The sequence below is a fragment of the Gluconobacter sp. OJA genome (genome assembly GCF_039638325.1).
Lineage (GTDB): Bacteria > Pseudomonadota > Alphaproteobacteria > Acetobacterales > Acetobacteraceae > Gluconobacter > Gluconobacter cerinus.
The window spans coordinates 1,792,002-1,807,621 of the sequence record NZ_JBDIWI010000001.1; the positions used below are offsets into that span (position 1 = coordinate 1,792,002).

Here is a 15,620-nt window from a genome sequence, read left to right on the forward strand (position 1 = left end):
AGCAAATCTCAGCTCGCTTCAGAAACTCTTTGATTGTGCGCGGGGCTCCATAGATATGGGTGTGCCGCGTTCAACGCTTGGGGGGCCGTCTTCTCCGTATGCGTATCCGGGCCAATCGTGCCCGGGTCGGTCTGTCTGGCCCACAGCAGTATCATGATAAGCCCGGCGATCAGGATAATGATTGTCAGAAGAACCCAGCGTTTTTCCATGATTTTTGCTCCTTGCGGCAATCAGTCACGCTTTTTGGCTGCCCTTTTGGATCATAAATCGGAGCTGGACCCAAGGTTTCCGCTACATACAAGGAAATAACTCACTGACACCAGAACGGGACGTCCTTCGAGAAAATCTTCCATCGCTTGGGAAGTTTTTTCAGGATCTTTTTCCGCTCCCGATGCGCCATGTGAACGATCGCATTTCCTGCTTCGGTGAGGTCAGGCCTTTCTTTTATCGCCTGCCTGACCAGAGCCTCTGCCGTTGCTGCATCGTTGAAACGACCAAACAGGTCCTGCAAATCCTTGCAATGGCCCATATAGGTTTCAACGCGGCTCCCCTTATACAGAGGAAGAATGCTCTCAATACTATAGCGCAGCCCCTTCAGAGATTTACGGACGTCATGCAACTGGCGGTCTGACAGGTGCCCGATGTGATGACCCCGATGCTGGACTTTACGCGCCATTCGATCGAGCAGAACAGGCGCATGATCTTCCAAAAGCGCATCAGCAGTCTCTGCTCCGAAAAGAGCTGCCGGGTCTTCCGTGCTTTGTCCAAGAGAAAGTAGCGTAGACGTTATGCTCGGATCAGTCAGTTTCTGTCGCATCTCCGCCAGTGCAGACACTCGCTTTTCTTTGGCTAACTGAACGAATTCACTCGCAATATCCCCGCTCACATGAGCCGGTAGAATTTCGGTCTGAAAAACATCCCAGTCTCGAACATTGCCGAGAAACCGCCCAGTTTGCTGAAAAACTGACATCTCATTCCCTAACGCTCCTTTAGGGAACAGAGGGCGAAAAGCTTTCAGGATCGTTCGAAGCCGCCTGACGGCGACGCGCATCTCATGCACAGCATCGACGCTCCCGTGTTCGGCAGCAGGCTGCGCGGCAAGAAATACCGTCAGAAAAGCACGAACAGACTGGCTCCACCCTTTCCCAACCGTCATGTCCCCTGCGAAAGGCAGCGCCGATTGAACTGTGACATCCTCATCATACTGTCCAAGCGCCAGCCGCACTCCCCTCATGGGAAGCGTCTCGCCCGTCAGCCATATGGGAAGATCACTTAAAGTCTGCGCAAAAGCATACAAATCTCGTACTTCACCGCTCAGGAGCGTCAAATCCAGTGCACAAACAGCTTCCGCTTGCTCTCCAGCCTGAACTGATCCGCGCGACAGAGACACCTTGAGGCTACTGGCACCAACCGCCGCCTTTCCCTGTAACTGCCAAAAATCTGTGCGATATATTGGCAGAACTGCGCCTGAAAAATCGATTTTTGCAGCCCCAGTGCCTTCGAGCAGCTTGATATCTGGACGTAATCCCCTCCGGGACCAGACCCATTGTTCAGGACGCGTCATGTTGGGTAACCCGGCCCAGGAAACAGGCTCAAGCACCTGAACTGACGCACGGCCTTTTCGCGCGGTGGAGAGTGCCCAATCGTGGCGAGACAGTATGCCGGATGCGGTATCGTAAAATGTCCGGATCCGATGCCTCGGTCGCACGCTTTTCAAAGCGGGTGCTATGTCTGTGTGATGACGAACGAGAGGCCATGCTTCTGGTAGAAAGCGAAATGTCAGACGTTGCGGCAAAAGGCTTCGGATCATTATTCTTTTCCCTCCAGCATGACAGCCCATGAAGCGTAAGCCTTCATGCCCTACCGTTGCCAGAGGATAAAAGGCGCTTCGAGCGGAACACTCATGATCTCTGCGGCCGGAATGATCCGCAGTGTACACTCTGCTGCGGGGGCAGGAAGCTCAGTCTCAAGAGTATAGGCAATCCAGCCATCCTGAAGATGTTCTCCCTGTGTCAGGGACTTGATGCGCGGGTGCCCATCCTGAGCGTCAGCGTAGAGTTCAACACGCAGCAACGCAGGATCGAGCGTTCCGGGATGAATGAAGGCATGCGCTTTCTGATCCCCACCGTTCTCGGGAATGATAACTTCCCCGATCCTTAGGCTATTCCAGCCAGCAGAGAGGGCGTTTTGCCTGTCGAGAACCGTTCCAGCACTCACCCCATGGTCAGACAGGCGACGCCTGTAGCGCTGCGCACCAATCAAATAAAACTGTTCTGTATAATCGCGAACTGTACGGTTTGCGGAGAACTGAGGCGTCAGACGCGCCATGCTTTCACGCATCTTCGCGACCCACGCCCTAGGTATTCCGCCAGCATCGCGTTCGTAGAACTCAGGAAGAACGTGCTCTTCCAAGAGCCTGTAAAGTTCCTGTGCATCAGAATGGTCGTAGGCCGGATCTCCCGCGTGCTCCAGTCCGTCCCCTAACGCCCAGCCGACTTCCGGCGCATAGGCCTCGGCCCACCATCCATCGAGTTCTGACAGGTTAAGCCCACCATTTACCAGGACCTTCATTCCGCTGGTCCCGCTGGCCTCCCAGGGACGCCGCGGTGTGTTCAGCCACAAGTCCACCCCCTGAACCATTTTCTGGGCCAGAGCCATGTCGTAATCCGCGAGGAATACCACTTTTCCCACGATATCCTGACGCTGGCAGAACTGGACCCAGCGTGTGATCATCGCCTGCCCTTCGAGATCCTGCGGATGGGCCTTGCCGCACAGAACGATCTGGACCGGCCTATGAGCGTCCCGCAACAGCCGGACAAGTCGCTCCTCATCGTACAACAGAAGGTCCGGACGCTTGTAAGTGGCAAACCGGCGAGCAAATCCGATTGTCAGCGCCTCCGGGTTCAACGACGGCGCAGGCAGGCACCATAACCCCTCTTCGCCAACGATGCATTGCCTTGCGGAAAGCTCCTGCCCCAGTGCGTGAACAAACTCCGCCCGGGAGTTGCACCTGCTGCGCCAGAGAGTGTCGTTATCAAGATGACGAACGGCATCGCCCAACCCTTCCAGATCTCCTTCCCACCTGCTTCTCCCCCCCACCTGAGTCCAGAGTTCATCGGCAGATGCTGAATCCCACGTCGGGGTATGGACGCCGTTCGTCACATGAGAGATCGGGACTTCATTTTGCGGCCAACGCGGGAAAAGTGGCGTGAACAAGGACCGGCTCACAGCCCCATGCAACTGGCTCACGCCGTTAACGGCCCCGCTGCACCGAACGGCGAGATAAGCCATGTTAAAAAATTCATCCTTATTCGCCGGATCAAGACGCCCTAGCGCGAGAAAGTCCTGAATTGGCATGCCCAGACGGTCTTCGGCGTAGAACGTGAGATGGCTCTCAATCAGCTTAGGCGGAAAACGATCAAACCCGGCTGGCACGGCAGTATGTGTCGTAAAGACCGTTCCCGCGCGAGCAATGACCTGCGCCTGCGCGAAAGAAATACCTTCTTCTTCCGAAAGGCACCGGGCTCGTTCCAGAGCTGCAAAAGCCGCATGCCCCTCATTCAGGTGGCAGATATCCGGTCGGTGTCCTAGAGCATGAAGCAGTCTCCACCCCCCGATCCCGAGAACCATCTCCTGCCTCAGCCGCAGTTCTGCATCTCCACCGTAGAGTTGGGTCGTGATGCAGCGAACAGCGGGCGGATTGGAGGGATCGTTCGTATCCAGAAGGTACAGAGTCGTCCGACCTACGACGGCTTTCCAGGCGCGAAGCCAGATCTCTCCGGTTGCCGTTTGGACAGAGAGCCGGAACCAGTCCCCATCCGGCGTGAGGACGGGCTGTATCGGAAGCTGGTCAGGGTCATTGAATGGGTAGAGCGCCCGCTGCTCACCTGCGGGAGTAATAACCTGGCGAAAATAACCCTGCGCATAGAGAAGCCCGACCGCAACAACAGGAACACCCAGATCACTCGCGGCTTTCAGCTGGTCTGCAGCAACATTCCCGAGCCCGCCAGAATAGATGGGAAGTGCCTCGCTCAGCATATACTCCATGCTGAAATAGGCGACTTCAGACAGCCCCGCGTCCGCATATTTCTCCGCAAACCAGGTGGAACGCTCCAACTCATATTTCCGGCGCTCCATACTGGCCTTCAAGAGATTGCGGACATCCGGGTTCTGTAGAGCTTCCCACAGTTGGGCTTTGGGTGTTCGGGTCAGGGTTATCCAGGGATTACAGGTTCGGGACCAAAGATCCGGATTGATCGTCTGCCACAGCAGATCCGCCTCGTGGTTCCATGTCCAATGCAGATCAAGTGCCAGCATGCGCAGCGCTGCTTCTGCTGCGCGCGGCTTACGGGGGGAAGTGTCAACCATAGACCTGGAAACTCCCATGACTGTTCACGCTCGCTCTCCAACATGGTGAACATGTCCAGAGAGACGAACAGAATGCGTTCATTAAGGCAGCAACTGGACCTCTAACGCGTCAGAACGGAGGAAGTATGAGGGCCTTGGAGCTCCAGACATTCTTCGTGACATCACATTTTCAAATGGAGGAATAGCCGAACACCTGAAAACCTCTGAGCCATTCGTCCGTTGCGGTTACCAGCGCTCTCTTTCAAGCCCTGCTCCACATTGATGAGGTGCATCATGCTCCGGAAATTTCTGCAGTTCTCAGTGATAGGCTCGTGCCTGACCCTGCCTGCATGGGGCGCTCCTGCCTCTGAAGACCTGTCTGTCGCGCCCGGGTTTCATTTAGGCGTTATATCGGCACAGGTCCGTGGAGCACGTGAAATCGCCCTTGGAGACAGAGCAACTGTTTTCCTTGGCTCCACGGGGCCCGGAAAGGTTTATGCCGTCTCTGGAGTAGGTGATGCAGGCAGTCGCGTTCAGGTCAGGACACTTGCCAGCGGCCTCGAAACCCCTTCAGGCGTGGCATACCATGATGGAGATCTCTACATCGCGGAACCCGAACGCATTCTGGTTCTACGAGATATCGAAGACCACCTAGACAATCCGCCCGAACCGGAAGCCATTACGGATCACCTGCCTTTCAAAGACGGCGACCATTTCTGGAAGTTTATCGCTTTCGGGCCGGATGGCAGGCTGTATGTGACCATTGGCGCACCTTGCAACGTTTGCGACGTGGGCCACGATCTCGGAAAAATCATCAGCATGAATCCCGACGGCACGGACAGGCAGGACGTTGCTTACGGCATTCGCAATTCAGTTGGTCTCGCATGGCGGCGAACAGGAAAAGACCTGTGGTTTACGGATAACGGCCGGGACATGATGGGCGATGACGTCCCTTCTGACGAACTGAACACCCTTACCCAGCCCCGGCAGTCTTTCGGCTATCCCTATTGCCATCAGGGAGACGTCCCGGACCCTCATTACGGAAAAGGCCACTCGTGCGGTGAGTTTACTCCGCCTGCCCTGAAGCTTGGAGCCCATGTCGCAGCATTAGGGCTGCGATTTTACGATGGCCCCGCCGCAGCGCGCTCTTTGAAGGGTGCATTGCTGATTGCCGAGCATGGATCATGGAACAGAAGCGTTCCATCAGGGTATCAGGTCGTGTCCGTCAAATTCGATAGCGCTGGCCATCCACAGCAGTCAGAGCCGCTAATCTGGGGATTTCGGCGCGATGGGCGGACCGTTGGCCGTCCGGTAGATGTTCAGCCGATGCCTGACGGCAGTATCCTCGTTAGCGACGATTTTTCCGGGTCGCTCTACAGATTGACCTATACCTCTGCAGTACGGAAATAAGTGTCATAAAGTTGGAAGAGACCGAACAGGTGACGAGACACGCGAAAGCGTCTGAACGGAGGCTATCCGCAGCCAGAAGCGGGTGACGACAGCCCCGAGTAGAATCATGAGAAAATAACGCATATCGTTCCCCTTTTCAGAGGTTATTGTGAAGCATAAACTTGGCGAATATGCGCATGAACTATGGCAAACGTGCTTCAGAGCGTAACAGTTTTCATCCTGAATAAGGAAAGAAGAAAATGTCTTTCGGTATTATTATTTTAGTAGCCCTTGCAGCGGTACTTTTTATTATCGGACCCATTCTCGTGGCCGTGGGCGCCGCAGCCTGGATTAACGATCGCTTTCTGAACCGAAAATAATTTCAGACGTTATTTTGTTGTCTGGAACCGAAAGGGCCTGGACCCTCCACGTCCTGTAAAAAGACAGGACGTTCCAGCTCTGCGGGAGAATATCAAGCTTCCCTGCCGCTTCTGCATTCAAGCCCATCGCCAGCAGAACAAGCCCCCGCACGACATCAGCATCCACACCCAAGATCACAGACTTTTCCGCGTCACGGATATCCGACAGCCACTCTGCAAGACGGACATACATCCCCTTCTGGCTTTCACCGGAAGGTGGCGAGAAATTGGGGTCTGTCATCCACTGTGAAAGAATTCCAGGCGATAAGGCTCTGAGGTTCTGTCCGCACCAGTCACCGTAGTCACGGCCGCGAAGCCGTTCATCCACGGTCACGACGCACTCGGAATATGCCTCCAGCCACGCAACATCTGCCGCACGCCCTGTCAGGATCGGTAGAGATTTTGGCCAGAACGCAGGGTCCGTACTCGCCATGTCACGCAGTTCCTCTTTCGGAGGAAAAATGCTTCGTTTCGAAGACGGGAGCGATGGAAGGGCAAAGCAGAACAGCTTCACTTTGCGATCTCTGACCAATCATGAAGCGCGCGTTCCAGGCGGTCCCAACCCGCGCTATTTCGCGGCAAACCAAACCTCAGCTCCGTTGGTCGTTCAGGGAACGCACGGGTCACGATCCCGCGGTCACAGAGAAACATCCACAGCGAAGCAGCCTCATCCAAACTCACCAGGCAGAACAGAAGGGTGTTTCCTTTGATGACGAGACCTGATTCCTTCAGTAGGTTTACAAGACGCTTGGCATCCCGCTCCAATCGGCTTTTGGTGCTGTTCAACCACTCATGATCCGACAATGCTTGCCGTCCTACGGACAGAGCCAGAGCGCTTACCGCCCAGTCCCCCATCATGGACCGAAGTCGATCCGCTGTGCCGTCAGATGCGATTAAAAAACCAAGGCGGACACCGGGTAACCCGTAGGTTTTCCCAAAAGAGCGCAAAACCAAGAGCCCTGCCCGAGGAAAAGACGAGGCAGCACTTTCATGATCGAAATCCGCATACGCCTCATCGACGACTAACCAGCCACCGGATGCCGCGCAACGCTCCGAGAGTTCTAAAAGTGTCTCGACAGGCAGGCGTCGTCCGTCTGGATTATTCGGATTACAGACGACATATACAGTCCCCGATTGTCCTGCGGCAGCCCTGAACGCCTGAAAGTCTGTCACGATCGATACATTTATTCCCGCATTTCTCCACGCCTGCTCATGCCCGGAGTAAGTGGGACCAAATATGACGACTTTTCGCGCTTTCAGAACCAACGGAAGCAACCCAATCAGCAGCTGTGTGCCGGGGCCCGCGACAATCATGCCTGCATTCGGTACCCCGTAGGCTGTCGCAGCAGCCTCTAGAAGCGCCTCCTCGTCCGCTGCTTCTGGCAGCTTTGTGAGTACCGCGACATCCAAGGGGGAAAGAGGATATTCGTACGGGCTGATACCCGTGGAGAGATCGATGAAGGGCTTTGGAGCGTGGGGAAACCGCTTCATAATCTGCCGCACCTGGCCACCATGGATCGGCATGTTTTCCAGCACCGTGGGCATCATGCTAGATCACGGCATCTGGATGAAACACGCAGGCCCATGACTTTCTCTCCCCTGTCCCACACATTCTCTGTCGCCTGTCTGGCCTGTGCGATTGAAGCCGCTTTCGGTTACCCGAACTGGCTTTTTCGCAAAATTGGCCATCCAGTCATGTGGATTGGTGCCCTTATCGCGCGACTGGATCGTTCACTCAACCGCTCACACGATAGCGCTTTCCGGCAACGTCTATGCGGTATTGTAAGTTTGGCCATTCTTTTCGGTCTTCCCACTCTGATTATCTACACGGCCATTCAGGCCCTGGACCTTCTCTTTCCGCGTCTCGTTGCCTGGGGGATCGAAGGCGCTGTGGGCAGCACTCTGATTGCCCAGCGCTCCCTGTGGGAGCATGTCAGGGCAGTTCACACGGGCTTGCAGGAAAGCGGTGTGGCAGCGGGCAGGAAAGCCGTGTCCATGATTGTTGGCCGCGATCCGGAACAGCTGGATGAAGCTGGCGTCATACGGGCCGCGATTGAAAGTCTGGCCGAGAATTTTTCAGATGGAATTGTTGCGCCGCTTTTCTGGACTGCCCTCTTTGGCCTGCCGGGCACAACGGCTTACAAGTCTATTAACACAGCAGACAGCATGATCGGCCACCTTACCCCCCGTCATAAAGCCTTCGGATGGGCCTCTGCGAAGCTGGATGATCTGGTCAATCTCCCAGCCTCCCGCCTCTCCGCTCTCTGGATCTTTCTGGCGGCATTCACGATCCCCGGTGCCGACCCAACAAAGGCATTTCGCGCCGTCCAACGTGATGCAAGCAATCATCGCTCCCCCAACGCCGGATGGCCAGAAGCTGCTATGGCAGGAGCCTTAGGACTAACATTGGCCGGCCCCAGAGTTTATGACGGTATTCTGGTCGATGATTCATGGATGGGCAACGGACGCGCCACCGCGACTGCTGATGACCTTTGGCGCGCACTTCAACTCTACCGTCGAGCATGTATTTTTCAGGGCATGGCTCTGGCCGTTTTTTCTGGCCTATTCTGGCTTTGAAGGATCAAACAGGTCGAGCCAATGCAAGAAGCGCATCCAGGTCAATGCAGGCTTCAAGATGGTCCGCCCAAGCATCCAGCGCAGCCTCAACCCGCTCATCATGATCCTGAAGGTCAGGCCCGGCGCACCCTACGCGTGAAAGAAGAGCTTTCCGCGCGTTTCCACCAGACAGAACTCCGTGGAGATAAGTTCCCCAAACACGGCCGTCAGGCGAAACGGCACCTTCAGGCTCACCGTCTATCGTTGCAAATGGTTTCTGAGTAGCCGGTCCAGTCGTTCGCCCGACATGAATTTCATAACCCGTGAGCGGGACGCCCTCCGGCACCAGTAATCCCCTTACCTCGGTCAAACGCTTGTCATTCGTCAGGACTGTGTGCACGTCTAGTACGCTCAAGCCCTCAACGAGACCCGGGGGGCCTTCGATCCCTCCATTATCCTCAATGGATTTTCCAAGCATTTGATACCCACCACAAATGCCAAGAACACGACCGCCGCGCCGGGTATGCGCCTTCAGGTCTATGTCCCATCCTTGTTTCTTGAAAAATGCCAGATCAGAAATGGTCGCCTTCGAGCCTGGTATGATCACAAGGTCACAAACTGGAAGGGGCCGACCAGGTGCCACGATCTCCAGAGTGACGCCCGGATCAGATCGCAAAGGGTCTAAATCATCGAAATTTGCGATCGTGGGTAGCCGCGGCACGACAACCCGCAAGCCGCCGCCTACGGGCGTTTCGTTCACAAGATCAGATGCGTCTTCAGCGGGAAGGTCACCAACATGCGCACAGTGTGTGACGAGACCAAGCTTTTCCCAACCCGTCTGGCGTGAAATAGTGGTCATGCCATCGGTAAACAGCGAGGCGTCTCCACGCATTTTGTTTACGATAAATCCCTTGATCCGCCCTGCATCCAGCTCTGAAAGCACCATTTTGGTTCCGACAAGGCTGGCAATCACGCCCCCCCGGTCGATATCACCAATGAGCACGACGTCCACATCGGCGGCTTCGGCAAAACCCATATTGGCAATGTCGTTTGTCCGCAGATTGACCTCTGAAGCCGATCCGGCCCCTTCAATCAAAACGATATCAGCTTCTGCCGCCAACGTGCGAAACGCGGACAACACATCCGGCATAAGAGTTGTCTTGACGTCCTGATAAGCGCGGGCCCGCACGGTTCCTCGCACTTTCCCCCAAACCACAAGCTGGGATCCTGTCTCGCTCTGCGGCTTCAACAGCACAGGATTCATGTCCACGGTAGGAGGAACCCCGCAGGCACGAGCCTGAAGAGCCTGGGCGCGCCCAATTTCGCCTCCGTCTCTGGTCACGGCGGCGTTGTTTGACATGTTCTGAGGCTTGAACGGACGCACTGTAAGGCCACGTCGTGTCAGGGCTCGGGCAATCCCTGCAACGAGCACAGATTTCCCAACGCTGGAGCCCGTTCCCTGAAACATGAGAGCCCTGGGGCCCTTCCGCTGCGTCATCAGAATTCGAACCCGGCCTGAGCTTTCACGCCTGCACTGAAATGATGTTTTACCAGTGTCATTTCCGTCACCAGATCCGCAGCTTCCACAAGGGCTGGTTTAGCATTGCGCCCGGTTATGACGACATGCTGCATGTCAGGACGCGCTTTCAGGTCCTCCAGAACCTGCTCCAAGGGCAGATAGTCGTATCGCAGGGCGATATTCAGTTCATCGAGAACCACAAGAGCGACATCGTCGCGTTTCAGGGCAGCTTGCGCCACCTCCCACGCCCGGGCGCACGCAGCAATATCCTTTGAGCGATCCTGCGTTTCCCAGGTGAACCCCTCGCCCATCGTGTGCCACTCTACCAGATCGTCAAATCGTTCCAACGCAGCACGCTCTCCAGTCACCCAGGCGCCCTTGATAAACTGCACGACAACAACCCGCTTTCCATGGCCCAGCGCACGAAGCGCGAGGCCAAAGGCTGCGGTAGATTTACCTTTACCCGGACCTGTGTGGACCGCCAGAACGCCCTTTTCGACAGTCTTTGACGCGACTTCCTTGTCCTGCACGTCTTTGCGTTTCTGCATTTTCTCCCGGTGCCGGGTCGCATCATCCGTGGTGTTCATGCTCACTTCCTGTCTCTACGTGCCATCACGTGAAAAAATGATCCGGCCACCAGTCCACGACAGCCTCCAGCCATCCCAAGATCATTGCCGTAGCCGTCTCTCAAGGTTGCAAGAGCCTCGTCCGCTCCGGCCTGGATCACGCGGGCATAATGAAATTCATGTCCCCGAAAGATACTGCCTTTTGACCCCAGCGCGCAGTCTGTTGCCAGTATCGCCTCACGATATCCCAGATTCATTTTACGCTTTGCAAAGCTGGTTCCGTGCCCCAGAAGGCCCACCATCTTATGCGTCACACCGTTTGCATCTTCTAGGAACTCTCCCAGCGCCATGAAGCCCCCGCATTCTCCATGAACTGGCCGTGTCTCTGAGAACTTCACCAGACGAGATTGAAAGTGACGGGATGCCGCCAGTTGTTCAGCATGTAACTCCGGATATCCTCCGGGAAGCCAGCAGACATCACAGTCTTCATCCGGCCCTTGATCTGCCAACGGAGAAAACGGAACAAGTTCGGCTCCTGCATTCCTCCAACTCTGCGCCACATGCCCATAAAGGAACGAAAACGCGGCATCATCAGCAACCGCGATCCTTTGCCCTGGAGGGCTTATGGCAACACAGCCATGATCCTCAATAGTGAGAGGTGCTGCCGCGGCCATGATGGCATCGAGGTCAAGCGAACCTTCCGTCCTCTCCCGCAGGCTAGCAAGAAGGTCTTTCAGTGTGTCCTGTTCCCGTGCCTGCACAAGGCCAAGATGTCGCTCCGGAAGTTTCAGAGTGGTGTCCCGCATGTATGCACCCAAAACAGGGATACCTGCGGCCAGAATGGCCTCGCGGGCCATAGCCAGATGCCGTGCGGACGCAACTTGATTGAGAATAACACCAGCAACATGCAGAGCGGGATCGAGCGTGGCGAAACCATGAGCAATGGCCGCAGCAGACTGGCCCTGCCCTGATACATCCAGCACAAGAATAACTGGAATACTGAAACGAGCCGCAATATCGGACGGTGCACCTCGCGCGTCTGCGGGTCCCAGCAAGCCGTCGAATAGCCCCATAGCAGATTCAACGACCAAAAGATCTGCGCCTTCAGCCGCACGCGCCAACATGCTCTCGAGAAGCTCAGGCGTCATCACCCAGCTATCGAGGTTTAGGCTGGAACGCCCGGTTACAACCTCATGAAACGCTGGATCAATATAATCCGGGCCTGTCTTAGCGGCCTGAATTTCGATATTTCTGGCCCTCAGAGCTGACAGAATGCCAAGCGTGGCAGTCGTTTTCCCTCCACCTGAGCGAGGCGCGGCAATCATGATCGCGCGGGTCATATCAGCGATCCTTTCTGATGGCATGTCTCGCTTTCATCATGAAATATCGTATCCTGTCTCCGATGACTGCCCAAGGCTCCCCTCTGCGATATGGCTGGACGACTGGAAGCTGCGCAACCGCAGCGGCCAAAGCTGCATGGATAGCGCTCCAGACTGGAGCGTTTCCTGATCCCGTGTCCATCGAGCTGCCTGGCGGCAAACAGGCGGCATTTGCACTGGCTGCTCATGGGATGAACAAAACGGGCGCCTGGGCAGCGGTCGTCAAGGATGCCGGAGACGACCCCGATGTTACGCATGGCGCCCTTATCCGGGCAGATGTGCGCCAATTGCCGGAGGGGCAAGATATTATTTTTCGCGCAGGCGATGGTGTTGGAACAATTACGCGCCCGGGTCTTCCCCTTCTGCCGGGGGAACCGGCCATTAACCCCGTCCCCCGCCAGATGATCCGTCTCGCACTTCAGGGTGCCTCCGCTGAGGTCACAATCAGTGTTGAAAATGGCGTTACGCTGGCCAGAAAAACCCTGAATAGTCGGCTGGGCATTGTCGGCGGGTTGTCCATTCTGGGTACAACGGGAATTGTCGTGCCCTTCTCCTGTTCGGCCTGGATTGACAGCATTCATCGTGGGATCGACGTCGCGCGCGCTCTGAACCTGCCACATCTGGCCGCGACCACAGGAGATGTTTCCGAACGCGCTGTTCAGGCGTTCTACAGATTGCCTGAAACAGCCCTGATCGAAATGGGTGACTTTGCAGGTGGCGTCCTGAAATATATCCGTCGACACCCGGTCCCTTGCCTTACAATCGGCGGAGGCATCGCCAAGATGACCAAGCTGGCTCAGGGGCGGATGGATCTGCACTCCAAGCGAGGGGCCGCAGATATGTCGGCTCTGGCGGCCCTGGCAACGCAGGCAGGCGCGAGCGCGGAGTTGGCCGATGCTATTGTAGTTTCCCCCACGGTCGCAGAAGCATTTCTTCTTGCTTCCGCACAAAATATTCCGCTGGGTAATCACATCGCCCGGGCTGCGTACCAGTTTGCCAGCAGCGTTCTGGAAGACAACAGTATCGCTCTGGACGTTATGGTTTTTGACCGACAAGGCAACTGCGTAGGACGCAGTCATCCGGCTGATAATCCAGACCTGAACCGGCGCTGATAATCCGGGTCATAGAGCGCACTCTCCCGAAATTCATCCACCGCAAGCGCGGGGCCAACCAAAACCAGAGCGGTACGCTCCACTGGGTCAGCTGCCGCTTTTTCAAGAAGAGTTCCAAGCGTGGCGCGAATGGTGATCTGATCCGGCCAGCTTGCACGTGCCACCACCGCCACAGGGCACTCTGGCCCATAATGTGGCAGCAACTCCGTAACGATACGGTCCAGCGCATGCACTGCCAGATGAATGGCCAGTGTAGCGCCGGTCGCGGCATAGGCTGAAAGTATTTCACGCGCGGGCATGGAAGACGCTCGGCCACTGACGCGGGTCAGCACGACGGTCTGCGCAACTTCCGGGACAGTAAGTTCCCGGCCCAAGACAGATGCCGCTGCCGCAAATGCAGGCACTCCCGGCGTCATTGTCCAGGGAATACCAAGCCTATTCAGGCGGCGCGTCTGTTCGGCAACCGCGCTGTAGATAGACAGATCCCCAGAATGAAGACGCGCGACGTCCTGCCCTTCGGCGTGTGCCCGGATGTATTCCTGCTCGATCTGGTCCAGCGATAACGGCGCCGTGTTCACCTTTCGGGAATCTGGCGGGCAGTGCTCCAGCATTTCCACCGGGACGATAGACCCCGCATATAGACAGACTTTGCATGAGGCCAGAAGATCGCGACCTCGCAGCGTCAGAAGATCAGCGGCACCCGGTCCTGCACCAATAAAATGAACCGTCATCCGTTCTCTTTCCTCATGTCTCAACTGACTGCGCAAGAGCACAGGTCACGTCTTTTCCACTCTGTCGCATAACGATCAAACGGCTTTTTGGCCCGGCACCTGCCAGCGCGCAAGCCTCCGCCACAGAGCTGAATCCTGTCTTTTCAAAAGCAATTGCGGAATGGGTCTCGCACTCTACCTGACGCTCCGTCAGGCTTTCAGTATCAATCCACACAAGCTCAACATTCAAACGTTTTGCCAGCTCTGGAATAGCTGGCTCCGCTTTTCTGAACTCCGGAGCAGCAAGCCGATCGAACCTGTGGCCAGACGTCACCTGCATGATGAGGTCCAGCAGGGATTGTTCGTCCACTTTTGGTCGGCAGCCGATACCCGCGACGATCATAACCTGCCCTCAGAAATCACTGTCGCATATTGCGTGACGCGCATGGCGGGCCGGAAAGCATGCAATCCCCCCACAGCATCAAGCCGTTCAACGCCGATCCGCGTTAGCGTCCCGCCATAGCGCGTATATTGAGCGAATAGAACCGTTTCACCTTCCAGCGTTACAGCATTGGCAACAAGACGTCCGCCAACGGGAAGTGCGGCTCTCGCCTGCGTGAAAATATCCACCTGTGCCAGCCCTCCGCCTATGAAAACGACGTCTGGTCTTTCAAGTTCAGGCAAAGCATCAGGCGCAGTGCCTTCCACAATCTTTAGTCCTGGCACACCCAGTTTCAGGGCATTTCTCGCTATTCTCGCCGCCCGCAGTGGATTTTTCTCAATGACGATGGCTCGATTGGCGGGATGATGAAGCATCCACTCAATGGCGACTGACCCGGCCCCTCCACCAATGTCCCAGAGGAGTTCTCCGGGATGCGGGGCTAATGTTGAAAGCGTGACAGCGCGAATTTCGCGCTTGGTAATCTGCCCGTCATGCTCAAACAGATCGTCCTCTAAACCACTGGAAAGGGGGATCATCTTCGCCCCTGGAGCCGCCTCGATTTCAATTCCCATAAGGTTCAGAGGATCGACATCTTCGAGCCCGTCCGAAGCTACGATTACACGCGACTGTTCATTGAGCCCGCCTACCCGTTCCATGACATGAATGCGAGAGGACCCAAAGCGTCGCCCAGTCAAAAACTGACTGACTTTTCTCGGCGTGCTACCGTCTTCTGACAAAACAATCAGCCGCATAGTCCGATGAAGGTGCGGAACCAATGTCTCAATTGGGCGCCCACAGAGCGACACGACACGCACGTCCTGTTCAGCCCATCCAAGGCGCCCGCAGGCCCAGGATATTGAAGACGGCGCGGGCACACAGAGCATTTCCTCTGGCGGAATATGGCGTGCCAACGTGCTTCCCACACCAAAGCAGAATGGATCTCCGGATGCGAGGACGACGGTGACGGGCTGTCCGCGCCGTTCAAGAACACGACGCACTCCACTCGAAAACGGTGAACCCCAAGGTTCAGCTTGCCCGGAGATCAAACTCGCAGCCAGTTCAAGATGCCTTTCACCGCCCATCACAAACTCGGCCTGACGAACGATCTGACGTGCGAGAGACGAAAGCCCCTCGACACCATCCTCGCCAATTCCGATAACGCTCAGCCATGGGGTCTTCAT

The 15,620-nt window shown here is 56.1% G+C and carries 14 protein-coding genes; 3 read left to right on the forward strand and 11 right to left on the reverse strand.

Going from position 1 to position 15,620, the window contains the following annotated elements:
* Window positions 1-8 precede the first annotated feature (8 nt).
* The 3 genes from ABDK75_RS08220 to glgP form a co-directional block, all read right to left on the reverse strand.
* Complete coding sequence (locus ABDK75_RS08220; RefSeq protein ID WP_211502999.1) at window positions 9-209, reverse strand: hypothetical protein; 201 nt, start codon at window positions 207-209, stop codon at window positions 9-11.
* 101 nt (window positions 210-310) lie between these two features.
* Entirely contained in the window at window positions 311-1,810 is a 1,500-nt protein-coding gene (locus tag ABDK75_RS08225) for a CHAD domain-containing protein (protein ID WP_346005518.1), read from the reverse strand.
* 50 nt (window positions 1,811-1,860) lie between these two features.
* Window positions 1,861-4,368 carry an alpha-glucan family phosphorylase gene (glgP, locus tag ABDK75_RS08230; RefSeq protein ID WP_346005519.1) on the reverse strand — a complete coding sequence of 836 codons (2,508 nt, stop codon included), beginning with the start codon at window positions 4,366-4,368 and terminating at the stop codon, window positions 1,861-1,863.
* 273 nt (window positions 4,369-4,641) lie between these two features.
* On the opposite strand from glgP, the gene ABDK75_RS08235 reads away from it, so the two are divergent.
* A complete protein-coding gene (locus ABDK75_RS08235; protein ID WP_346005520.1) occupies window positions 4,642-5,757 on the forward strand; it encodes a PQQ-dependent sugar dehydrogenase in 1,116 nt (371 codons plus the stop codon).
* A 330-nt stretch (window positions 5,758-6,087) separates the two neighbouring features.
* Here the strand turns inward: ABDK75_RS08235 and ABDK75_RS08240 are convergent, their stop codons facing one another.
* The gene (locus ABDK75_RS08240) at window positions 6,088-6,588 is read right to left on the reverse strand and encodes a histidine phosphatase family protein (RefSeq protein WP_346005521.1); all 501 of its coding nucleotides are present in this window, start codon (window positions 6,586-6,588) and stop codon (window positions 6,088-6,090) included.
* A gap of 77 nt (window positions 6,589-6,665) precedes the next feature.
* Window positions 6,666-7,703, reverse strand: coding sequence for a threonine-phosphate decarboxylase CobD (gene cobD / locus ABDK75_RS08245; RefSeq protein ID WP_346005522.1), 1,038 nt, complete (start codon window positions 7,701-7,703; stop codon window positions 6,666-6,668).
* Window positions 7,704-7,739: 36 nt separating this feature from the next.
* On the opposite strand from cobD, the gene cbiB reads away from it, so the two are divergent.
* Complete coding sequence (gene cbiB, locus ABDK75_RS08250; RefSeq protein ID WP_346005523.1) at window positions 7,740-8,732, forward strand: adenosylcobinamide-phosphate synthase CbiB; 993 nt, start codon at window positions 7,740-7,742, stop codon at window positions 8,730-8,732.
* Window positions 8,733-8,736: 4 nt separating this feature from the next.
* Here cbiB and ABDK75_RS08255 read toward each other — a convergent pair whose 3' ends face one another.
* The 3 genes from ABDK75_RS08255 to ABDK75_RS08265 are packed head-to-tail and all read right to left on the reverse strand — an operon-like array spanning window position 8,737 to window position 12,136.
* Entirely contained in the window at window positions 8,737-10,179 is a 1,443-nt protein-coding gene (locus ABDK75_RS08255; protein WP_346005846.1) for a cobyric acid synthase, read from the reverse strand.
* Between the two features lie 29 nt (window positions 10,180-10,208).
* Complete coding sequence (gene cobO / locus ABDK75_RS08260; RefSeq protein ID WP_339407879.1) at window positions 10,209-10,817, reverse strand: cob(I)yrinic acid a,c-diamide adenosyltransferase; 609 nt, start codon at window positions 10,815-10,817, stop codon at window positions 10,209-10,211.
* Window positions 10,818-10,819: 2 nt separating this feature from the next.
* On the reverse strand, window positions 10,820-12,136 hold the full coding sequence (locus tag ABDK75_RS08265) for a cobyrinate a,c-diamide synthase (protein WP_339407880.1): 1,317 nt from the start codon (window positions 12,134-12,136) through the stop codon (window positions 10,820-10,822).
* 62 nt (window positions 12,137-12,198) lie between these two features.
* Here ABDK75_RS08265 and ABDK75_RS08270 point away from each other — a divergent pair, with 62 nt between their 5' ends.
* Window positions 12,199-13,287 (forward strand): cobalt-precorrin-5B (C(1))-methyltransferase, encoded by a 1,089-nt coding sequence (locus tag ABDK75_RS08270; protein WP_408871811.1) that lies wholly within the window; start codon window positions 12,199-12,201, stop codon window positions 13,285-13,287.
* On the opposite strand, the gene cobM is transcribed toward ABDK75_RS08270, so the two are convergent.
* The 3 genes from cobM to cbiE are packed head-to-tail and all read right to left on the reverse strand — an operon-like array spanning window position 13,251 to window position 15,620.
* Entirely contained in the window at window positions 13,251-14,018 is a 768-nt protein-coding gene (cobM, locus tag ABDK75_RS08275) for a precorrin-4 C(11)-methyltransferase (protein ID WP_339407882.1), read from the reverse strand. The two genes, ABDK75_RS08270 and cobM, sit on opposite strands and share 37 nt — an antisense overlap.
* 13 nt (window positions 14,019-14,031) lie before the next feature.
* Complete coding sequence (locus ABDK75_RS08280; protein ID WP_211511002.1) at window positions 14,032-14,400, reverse strand: cobalamin biosynthesis protein; 369 nt, start codon at window positions 14,398-14,400, stop codon at window positions 14,032-14,034.
* The gene (gene cbiE, locus ABDK75_RS08285) at window positions 14,397-15,620 is read right to left on the reverse strand and encodes a precorrin-6y C5,15-methyltransferase (decarboxylating) subunit CbiE (RefSeq protein WP_346005524.1); all 1,224 of its coding nucleotides are present in this window, start codon (window positions 15,618-15,620) and stop codon (window positions 14,397-14,399) included. Before cbiE ends, ABDK75_RS08280 begins: the two co-directional genes overlap by 4 nt.